Source organism: Streptomyces sp. TRM49041 (genome assembly GCF_008271805.1).
Classification (GTDB): domain Bacteria; phylum Actinomycetota; class Actinomycetes; order Streptomycetales; family Streptomycetaceae; genus Streptomyces.
The window spans coordinates 1-8,419 of the sequence record NZ_VSRY01000098.1 but is presented as its reverse complement, the minus strand read 5'-3'; the positions used below and the strand labels follow the sequence as shown (position 1 = coordinate 8,419).

Here is an 8,419-nt window from a genome sequence, read left to right as displayed (position 1 = left end):
GCGTTCGAGACGGGCTTGCCCTCGTTGAGGCGTGTGGTGACGTCTTGTACGTATTCCAGCTCGTACTGCTCGATATCGCCCTTGGCGCCCGCGTTGAAGCCGTTGGCAGTGTCGTCCTTGCCTGTGAGGAAGTCCTTGTTGCTGTCCTTCACGGCGCCTTCGAGGGAGAGCTTCACGCCGGCGTCAGCGTCCTCGATTGCTTTGACATACTTCTGGATCTGCTTCGCCCAGCTTGCCGCCGCCTGGGTGTACGACTTCAGCAAGGCCTGGCCATCGGGGTCGTGGATGAACGCCCTGCGCTCGGTGTCGGTGAGATCGGGCCGGACGTTCCCCTCGTCGTCGACTTGCATGTTGTCCTTGCGGGCGTCCGCGACCAGCGACTCCAGCCGCTTCTTCAGCTCCGTGAACTGTCCGTGGGCGTCGCGCAGCAGGTCGGCGATGGCTTTCGCTTCTGTCTGGGCGGCCGCGTACTCGTACTGTGTGCCGGCGAAGTTCACGTACGCGGATCCGAATGCCTCGCCGCGCCAGTTCGGTTTGAGACCTCGCACCGTGGCTGCGTAGTTCGACTCGGCCTTCTTGAACTCGCCGGCCATGTCGTCCCATGCCTTCGCGGCGGCCGTGAGCTTGCCGTAGTCGGTCTCCATGACCTTCTTGTAGGTCAGCGCCATGTCTGATGCCTCCTCTCGGTCTTACGTGTTGTCCAGCCCGGAGGGCTTGCGCAGTGGTGCGAAGTCGTTGTACAGCTCGAAGTCGTTGTTCTGGATCAGGCGCCGCGTGGTGCGCAGGTTCGCCGACTCCTTGTCCAGGCGGCCCGTCAGCGTCTTGACCTGGCTCTCCCAGACCTTCTGGACCTTCTTCAGGCCGGCTGCCGTGCCCCAGCCGGAGAAGGTGCTGACGGCGGTGTTAGTCGCCTCGTCGGCGTGGTTGGACGCCTTGACGGTCTGGGTCCTCACTTCGCCCGCCAGCTTGCCCGCCGCCTCGTTCTTCTTCTTCGGGTCGGAGTCGAAGTCGGGCACACCGGCCCCGCCGCCCCCGCCCGGCGCGGCGTTCTGGTTCAAGCGCATGCTGGATGACTGGCGCGCGGCCGCCTCACCCCGCAGTCGGGCCCATTCCTCGTCGAATCCCAACGTTCCGCCCCCGTACGTCTGTGTGTGAGATGAGTGATTGAGTGAATGTCTGTTCTAGCACGGGGGTTGGGTACCAAGGGCAGCAGCCTCGTACCCAACTTCCCCTGAGTAGGAGTACCTACGCTCGCCTACATGTCCGGCATCCGCCCCAGCTGAACCAGCCCCGCGCCGCCCCGCCGTGACACGAAGTAGCCGCGGCCCGGCGGCAGGGGGCGCGGGCGCACCAGGCCGAGGAGGTCACCCTCCACGACACAAGAAGTGCCGAACTCAAATCCGTCAGTTGTGGAAGGCGACCACAGTGGGGCTCAGCCCCTGTTGACCTCACTGCGGAACTTGTCCAGGGGCATGGTCTTCTCCGCCGGAGGTATCGAGATCGAGAACTTCTCCCCGAACGAGTCGTACGTCGTCGAGCTCCCGCGCCCGTTCCGGAGCGAGTCCAGCCGGAGGAGCCGTGCCGTATCGCCGTCCTCGATGAAGTAGGTGTCGGAGGCGGTGCCCGCGGACACCTTGAGCGCCTTCGCGGGCTTGCCGCCGACCGTCGTGTCCTCCTCGGGCAGGAACTCCCCGCCATCGGCAATCTTGAAGTACACGTCGCAGTCCTGCCCGCTCTCTGTGGTCACGAAGACGTCGGCGAGCCGATCAGGCACCGTGATGTACTGCCCGCGCTCCTCCAGCATGTCGGCGAACAACGGAGCGCTGATGTACGAGGTCCCGTCCTTGCAGTACGTCTCCCCGGGCACACCAGGACCGGACGTCTTCATCCGCAGCCCCTGCTCGGGGTCCCACCACGTCTCCTGCTCGGCCCCCACGAACGCGGTCGTCGTCCCCGAGGAATGGAACGACGTCCCCCGCATCACGTCGTTCACCCGCTCGGCCACCTCCGCCGCCGAACCCTCCGCCCCGCCAGCCCCTGGCGCGTCCCCACCCTCCCCGCACCCGGCAACGAGCCAAGTGGCGGCGAGGGCGAACACGGCAAGCCAGCGAAGAGTGGCCCGAGTAGGCAAGTTCATCCATTCTTCCTTCAGTTTGCTGAAGTGGGGCGTGGGGGAGTCGTGTGGACTCATGGTGGAGACCCTCTGTAGGGCGTGTGGGGCTGGATTTGTGACCGACAGATTGATCTGAAGCGCTTTAGGTTCGGTCTCGTTGATGGTGTGTCAATGATCTGGTTGGGGTTGCGCGGACCTGGTCGCCGCACGTGCAAGAGGATGTGCGGCTGCTGGCAGTGTGTCGCTGCTGCCTCAGGGCGCCGGAGCCGGATGCCGGTCGGCCCAGCAAGTACATCGGCTATGGCACGGTCCGGCCCGCCCAGGTCCTCCTCGAGGGCAAGGGAGACCCGGGCCCGGCTAACGTGAACCCACTGCTAGGAGCGCAGAACAACTCACCAGCGCCCCAGACCTCCCCGAACTCCCCTCTCCTGAAAGCACGGGGGCAAGCGACGAGGACGGCCGGTCCAAGGAGTCCCAGGCGGCCCCCGAAACGGCCGCCAGGTCCGAAGAGGGCGGCTTCCCGCTCTGGGCCGTCGTCGCGAGTGCCGTGCGCCGTCGTCGCCCTCATCGGCGGCGCCGTCGCGGTGAGCGTACGCAGCAGGAGAGCGTAGCTACGCGTCAGCGGACGTACGGAGAACGGAAACGCACGACTGAGCGTTTTCAGCGTTGTCTCTCCAGGGTGAGGACAGCTTTGGCGATGACGGTCATGCGGTTCGGGCTGATGCGGGATCTGCGGAAGATCTGGCAGGACTTCAGCCGTGCCATGCCGCGTTCGACCGGTGCCCGGGCTGCGGCCAGGGCCCGGTTGACGGTGCGCTGGGTGAGGGTGAGCTCGCCGCCCGGTGGCCGTTTGAGTCCGGTGGTGACCCAGGGGCCGGCGCCCGTGTAGGCACGGTCGGCGAGGACGGGGACACTCTGGCGTTCGCAGATCTGGATCATCCGGTGGGTACGGGCCGCGGTGGGGTCATGAGTGCGGCCCGGCAGGGCGGGTGAGATCCACAGCAGCTCGCCGGCCGGATCGGTGAGGACCTGGACGTTCACTCCGTGCCGGCGGTGCTTGGCCGAGTAGTCCGCCCGGCTGTCACCGACGCGGTCGCACTCGGCGAGGGTCCCGTCCGGCAGGACGAAGTCCGGATCGTGCTCGCGCAGCGTCTTGAGCAGGCCAGGGGCTCGTTCGGCGAGCAGGCAGGTCACGCTGGTGACGTACGCGTGGACGGTGCCGACGGATATCCCGAACCCGGCCGCGATCCGGGCAAGGGTGTCGTGGCGGCGCAGGTACACCAGAGCGACGAGCGCACGCTGGTGCGGCGGGACTTGCAGCGACGGTCACCCTCGCGGATGACGATGAGCATGGTGACCCACTCGACCAGGGCGTGAGGGACGTTGAGTGCGGCAGGATGGGGAACCAACAGGGCTCCTGTGCCAGTGGGTTGAGACGCCGAACACCTCCCTCAACGGCACGGGGGCTTTGTGCGTTGCGGCCCTCACCTCGACCTGACCGGCGTCACCCGATCAGTGGCCACGCTGAAAATGCTCACTGAGGGCTACGGCATTCCGCTGGGCCGCGTCCTGGCCGGAGCCAACCGCCACGACTCCCCGCTGCTCGCCACGACCCTGGACCGCCTGAACGACCTCGGACCGCTACCCGACGACATCACCGTCCACCTACTAGACGCCGGCTAGGACTCCGACACCACCCGCACCCTGCTCGGCGAGCGCGGCCTGCAGGGCCGGATCGCGCACAAAGGCGAGAAGGCGCCGATTCAGGCGGGCCAGAGGTGGCACGTGGAGCGCACCCACTCCTGGCAGAACGCCTTCCACCGCCTCGCCTGCTGCTACGAGCGCCGGGTCACCGTCATCGACGCCTGCTTCGACCTCGCCGACACGATCCTCACCGTGCGCAGCCTCATCCGACAGGCATGGACGACTCACCGCTGGGACGAACGCCCGCACCGCCGTCCATGAGCACACGCCTATCTGCGCGACCTCTAAGGCGGTCTCCCTCGCATGAAACACAGGACACCGGTCCAACTGTTCTGGATCCTCGAATCGTATCCACGGCCGACGAGGGAGTCTTCACGGATTCGCCGACCGCAGACCCTCAGCTCGGAGGAAGTTGAACAGCCCCGCACTGGAACTTCTTGCCTGCCGAGTCGACGAAGGACTGGAACATCTCGCGCGAGACGGAGATGCCTCGTTTGTAGAGGGCCCTCTGGTACTCGGTGCTCCAACGCATGCTGACGTAGATCTTGCCGGTCCCACACGTGAGTACGGCGGCATGCTGCTGCCGCTCGATCACTCCCGCGCCACCGGGCAGGTCCTCGAAAGCGCCCTCCTTGAGGAGGATCCGGTCGACGAGGCGCAGATCAGAGCTGGCGGCGAACCAGATCACCCCTTTGGTGTTTCCGGCAAGGTGCATTCCGCAGGCCCAGGTGCCCGGCATGCTGCCGCTGACCTGCTCCTTCCCGAGCGTCGCCTCGTCCTTGACCAGCGCAGCCGGAGGCAGGGTGAAGCCAGCCAGACCGCAGGCCGAGCCCGGGTCGGTGGGCGCCTCACTCACGGCCTGGAGCCGGGGCTCCTCGGTCGCTCCGCCCGCCGCGCAACCCGCCTCGTCGGCGATCCGCTGAGCGGCCTTCACGAGCGTCTTCGCGAGTTCAGCCCGGTCGACTGTGCCTTGTTTGACCACGGCTTCGACGGTCCTGACATTAGTCGCGGTCTGCCGCGACATGCCGCCCGGGCTGAACGTGCTCACCTTCCCCCGGCAGGCCTCGGGAAGCAGCACCCAACCCCGCTCGCCGGAAACGGCTCCTGTGGCGCCGTTCGAGAAGAAGGACATCGCGGACGGGTTCTTCCAGACGTGGGTCTGGAACTGGAAGTCCGGCTCCTGCGCCGCGGTCTTCATTTGGATCTCCATGGGCGCAGCGCCGAGGAATTTGCTCGTCCGCTGCACGGAGCACGAGAAGCCGGGCATGCTGTCGCCGACCGACGAGGTGGCCGACAGGCGTCCCTTGGTGTCCAGTACGGATGCCAATTCTGCGGAGGTCACGGCCCCGTCGCAGAACTCGTCATCGCCCAGAAGGTTGGTGTTCCACCAGAGGAACAATCCGGAGAAGACCGCCAGTGCCGAGATTCCTGCTGCGGAAAGCAGCCAGTTGCGCTTGGAGCGGACCGGCATCGGCGGCTCTCCCTGTCGTTCCGGACTCGGTGCTCGTGTCTCTGTCAACTTTCACCCCGGAGTGCCTCGAACGTGATCTTGCGGGCTCCGTTGTAGCTCTGCCTGGCCTCGTTCTGGATCACCCCGAGGGCGTCCTTGCCCTCGACGAAGTGCCGCTCGTCGTTCATGGAGGCGAAGAACTTGTCCAACGTGTCGTGGGCCTTGTCGTTCTGTGCGCCGAGCGTCTCCTTCGTCAGGAGTCCGTTCTCTGCCTGAATGACTGAAAGGCGCTCATTGAGGACGATGTCGACCGACCGCTGCGCCATGTCGCCGATCACCGGGATTCCCGTGATCGCGCCACCTAGCACGTGGTACCCGTAGAAGCGGTTGTTCGTTGCGTCGCTGTTCTTCGCGTCGCGGATGTCGAGATCGAGATCGCCGCCGACGGCGGTGACGGTTCCGTAGACCTCGCCGATCCTCTGGGCCCGGTTCTCCAGCGCCTTCGGGTCGGAGAAGTCGCCCGTCGCGAGCTGTTCGGACATGTATCCGAGCTGCGACTGGTAGAGCAGGTTGAAGTTCTCCGACTGCTGCGACCCGTCGGGGACCTCCGAGACGCCCCGCATGAAGCGCAGCAGGCTGATCCGACTGTTCTGGATCTGGGACTTGTCGCCGTCTGCGAGTTCGTTCGCCTGGCCGACCCGCCCCCCGGGCCCCTCGCCGGCGAGGATGTCCACCACATCCGGCGTGTACGCGGCGAAAGCACGCGCCAGCGGATCCCGCATGTTGGCGAAGTGGTCCTTCGCGAGCAACTCGTCCGCCTTGCCCGCGCGGTCCGCCTTGCCCTCCTTGCCCTCGGCGTCGCTGTAGTCGAGCAGGTTGATCGTGTCGTGCATGATGCGGGCCTCGGCCTCGCTGTGGCGGCCGAGTTCTTCGCCCGGCGAGCCCGGGGGGCGGCCCGTGGTCGCGGCTTCGAGGGCGAGGCCAAGACCGGCGCGGGTGTCCTTGTCGAAGGTGTCGTTGCCGGAAATCTCGACGTTGCCGTGCCAGTCCGTGGTGTTGACGATGTCCCAGTCGCGCTTCGTCAGCAGGTGTTCCAGGCGGTTCTTGTCGCCGTCGGCGTTCGGGTCGAGGTATCCGGTCGCCGTCTCAGGGTCACGGCTCATGATCCCCAGCGCTCCGTCGACGGGGTCGTTGGCGAACCAGCCGTCGTTCTTGCCCTCGAACCTGCCGTGCAGGTCCCAGACGTCCTTGTCCTTCTGCTCGGCGTCGATCATCTGGTCGGTGAGGTCGCCGAGGAACTGCGGTGAGTAGCCGTTGCCCTGCTGCATGAGGGTGACCAGTCCCTGGTAGCCGCGGATCTCCTGGCCTTGGCCCCGCGTCATGGGAGCCTTGTCAGCCGCGACGTCCAGCTCGAACTTGTCGAGGCCCGCCTTCTTCAGGTCGTCCATGAAGGCGTTGTAGAACTTCGCGTCCTCGGTCTTCGACCACTTCTCGAAGGCCGCCTGGTACTCCTTGGAGCCGTACGGAGGGTTCTTCTTCCCCTCGGCGAATACCACCTGCGTCGCGGTGGACAGGGTGTCCGCCAGCGCCTTGTTCGTATCGCCGAAGACGCGGCTCCTGCCGGAATCGCCCGAGTGCGCCACATCGTTGAGCGTGTTGGCGAGCTTTATCGTGCCGTCCGCGCCCAGGCCGGACAGGAAGGTCCGGCTGAACTCCGTACGGTGTTTGAAGGCCTCGTTGTTGTTGTCACGCAGGATGCGTGCGACGCCCTCGACCTCGGCGTTCGAGACGGGCTTGCCCTCGTTGAGGCGTGTGGTGACGTCTTGTACGTATTCCAGCTCGTACTGCTCGATATCGCCCTTGGCGCCCGCGTTGAAGCCGTTGGCAGTGTCGTCCTTGCCTGTGAGGAAGTCCTTGTTGCTGTCCTTCACGGCGCCTTCGAGGGAGAGCTTCACGCCGGCGTCAGCGTCCTCGATTGCTTTGACATACTTCTGGATCTGCTTCGCCCAGCTTGCCGCCGCCTGGGTGTACGACTTCAGCAAGGCCTGGCCATCGGGGTCGTGGATGAACGCCCTGCGCTCGGTGTCGGTGAGATCGGGCCGGACGTTCCCCTCGTCGTCGACTTGCATGTTGTCCTTGCGGGCGTCCGCGACCAGCGACTCCAGCCGCTTCTTCAGCTCCGTGAACTGTCCGTGGGCGTCGCGCAGCAGGTCGGCGATGGCTTTCGCTTCTGTCTGGGCGGCCGCGTACTCGTACTGTGTGCCGGCGAAGTTCACGTACGCGGATCCGAATGCCTCGCCGCGCCAGTTCGGTTTGAGACCTCGCACCGTGGCTGCGTAGTTCGACTCGGCCTTCTTGAACTCGCCGGCCATGTCGTCCCATGCCTTCGCGGCGGCCGTGAGCTTGCCGTAGTCGGTCTCCATGACCTTCTTGTAGGTCAGCGCCATGTCTGATGCCTCCTCTCGGTCTTACGTGTTGTCCAGCCCGGAGGGCTTGCGCAGTGGTGCGAAGTCGTTGTACAGCTCGAAGTCGTTGTTCTGGATCAGGCGCCGCGTGGTGCGCAGGTTCGCCGACTCCTTGTCCAGGCGGCCCGTCAGCGTCTTGACCTGGCTCTCCCAGACCTTCTGGACCTTCTTCAGGCCGGCTGCCGTGCCCCAGCCGGAGAAGGTGCTGACGGCGGTGTTAGTCGCCTCGTCGGCGTGGTTGGACGCCTTGACGGTCTGGGTCCTCACTTCGCCCGCCAGCTTGCCCGCCGCCTCGTTCTTCTTCTTCGGGTCGGAGTCGAAGTCGGGCACACCGGCCCCGCCGCCCCCGCCCGGCGCGGCGTTCTGGTTCAAGCGCATGCTGGATGACTGGCGCGCGGCCGCCTCACCCCGCAGTCGGGCCCATTCCTCGTCGAATCCCAACGTTCCGCCCCCGTACGTCTGTGTGTGAGATGAGTGATTGAGTGAATGTCTGTTCTAGCACGGGGGTTGGGTACCAAGGGCAGCAGCCTCGTACCCAACTTCCCCTGAGTAGGAGTACCTACGCTCGCCTACATGTCCGGCATCCGCCCCAGCTGAACCAGCCCCGCGCCGCCCCGCCGTGACACGAAGTAGCCGCGGCCCGGCGGCAGGGGGCGCGGGCGCACCAGGCCGAGGAGGTCACCCTCC

General features: G+C 66.0%; 5 protein-coding genes and 3 pseudogenes. 1 reads left to right on the top strand and 7 read right to left on the bottom strand.

The features are described from left to right. The 4 genes and pseudogenes from FVS66_RS09950 to FVS66_RS09935 all read right to left on the bottom strand — a co-directional run. A pseudogene (locus tag FVS66_RS09950) lies at positions 1–668 on the bottom strand (hypothetical protein); the annotation flags it as partial. A gap of 21 nt (positions 669–689) precedes the next feature. Next, entirely contained in the window at positions 690–1,064 is a 375-nt protein-coding gene (locus FVS66_RS09945; RefSeq protein ID WP_149180660.1) for a hypothetical protein, read from the bottom strand. Positions 1,065–1,432: 368 nt separating this feature from the next. Continuing rightward, positions 1,433–2,137 (bottom strand): hypothetical protein, encoded by a 705-nt coding sequence (locus tag FVS66_RS09940; protein WP_149180665.1) that lies wholly within the window; start codon positions 2,135–2,137, stop codon positions 1,433–1,435. 636 nt (positions 2,138–2,773) lie between these two features. After that, positions 2,774–3,522 (bottom strand): annotated as a pseudogene (locus FVS66_RS09935) (transposase family protein). Positions 3,523–3,646: 124 nt separating this feature from the next. On the opposite strand from FVS66_RS09935, the pseudogene FVS66_RS09930 reads away from it, so the two are divergent. Then, positions 3,647–4,078, top strand: a pseudogene (locus FVS66_RS09930) (IS5/IS1182 family transposase); the annotation flags it as partial. 136 nt (positions 4,079–4,214) lie between these two features. Here FVS66_RS09930 and FVS66_RS09925 read toward each other — a convergent pair. The 3 genes from FVS66_RS09925 to FVS66_RS09915 are packed head-to-tail and all read right to left on the bottom strand — an operon-like array spanning position 4,215 to position 8,110. Beyond that, positions 4,215–5,288 carry a hypothetical protein gene (locus FVS66_RS09925; RefSeq protein WP_149180664.1) on the bottom strand — a complete coding sequence of 358 codons (1,074 nt, stop codon included), beginning with the start codon at positions 5,286–5,288 and terminating at the stop codon, positions 4,215–4,217. 44 nt (positions 5,289–5,332) lie between these two features. Continuing rightward, positions 5,333–7,714, bottom strand: coding sequence for a PPE family protein (locus tag FVS66_RS09920; RefSeq protein ID WP_262386902.1), 2,382 nt, complete (start codon positions 7,712–7,714; stop codon positions 5,333–5,335). A gap of 21 nt (positions 7,715–7,735) precedes the next feature. Continuing rightward, positions 7,736–8,110 (bottom strand): hypothetical protein, encoded by a 375-nt coding sequence (locus FVS66_RS09915; RefSeq protein ID WP_149180660.1) that lies wholly within the window; start codon positions 8,108–8,110, stop codon positions 7,736–7,738. Positions 8,111–8,419 lie beyond the last annotated feature (309 nt).